This window comes from Extibacter muris (assembly GCF_004345005.1).
Taxonomy (GTDB): domain Bacteria; phylum Bacillota; class Clostridia; order Lachnospirales; family Lachnospiraceae; genus Extibacter; species Extibacter muris.
In genome coordinates, this window is record NZ_SMMX01000057.1 from 1 (window position 1) to 861 (window position 861).

General features: G+C 54.4%; 2 protein-coding genes. Both read right to left on the reverse strand.

The features are described 5' to 3' along the window. Positions 1 to 39 precede the first annotated feature (39 nt). Positions 40 to 543, reverse strand: coding sequence for a hypothetical protein (locus E1963_RS23575; RefSeq protein WP_132281687.1), 504 nt, complete (start codon positions 541 to 543; stop codon positions 40 to 42). After that, a partial coding sequence (locus tag E1963_RS23580; protein WP_167482278.1) for a hypothetical protein occupies positions 533 to 861 on the reverse strand: 329 nt, incomplete at its 5' end. The genes E1963_RS23575 and E1963_RS23580, both read right to left, overlap by 11 nt.

Below are 861 nucleotides of genomic sequence, written 5' to 3' on the forward strand. Positions count from 1 at the left end.
GGGCAGTCTCCCTTCCAGGCCCCGCCCCCGGTCCCTTTTTCATAATTCCTCTTCCTCCTCTTCTCTCCCCCTCCTTCCCTCTTTCCCCTCTCTTCCTTCTCTTTCTCCTCTCTTCCTTTCCTTTCTCTCCTCCCCCCTCTCTCCCTTTTTCCCCTCCCTCTCTCTCTCTTCTCCCTTCCCCTTCCCCTCCCCTTCTTCTCCCTTCCCCTCTTTTCCTTCCTTTTCTCCTCCTCTTTCCCTCTTCCTCCGTGATATCGGTAAGACGCTGTCTTTCTTCTTCCCCTTTCTTCCCCCCTTCCTCCCTCCCTCCCTTCCCCCTCTTCCTCCCTCCTCCTCCCTTCCTTCTTTCCCTCCCCTGTTCCCCCCCTTCCTCCTCTTCTCCTCTCTCCCTCCTCTCCTCCCCCTTCCTTTCTCCTCTTCTTCCTTCCCCTCCTTCCCTATCTCCTTTCTTCCTCTTTTTTCTTCTCCTCCTTCCTTCCCCCCCTTCTTTTTCTCTTCTCCTCCCTCTCCCCTCCCCTTTCCTCCTTCTCTTTTATGTTGCACTTTTCCAACCGGCCTGATTCTTGTTGTCTCCCCTCCCCCTCCTCTCCCCCTTTTCTTCCTCCCCTCTTCCCCCCTTCTCCCTTCCTTCTTCCTTCTTCTTCTCCCTTCTCCTCTTCCACAATACTACCTCTCTAGTTGTCTTCTTCTTTTTTCTGGTCTCCTCTTCCCTCCTTCCTTCCCTTCTCCTTCTCCCCTCTCCTTTCTTCCCTCTCCTTTCCCCTTCCCCCTTCTCTTGTCCTCCGGCGGGAAGACTTGTATATTGTGTGAGCCAGCTGCTCCTCCCTTTCTTCTTCCTTCTCTCTTTCCTTCTGCTCTCTC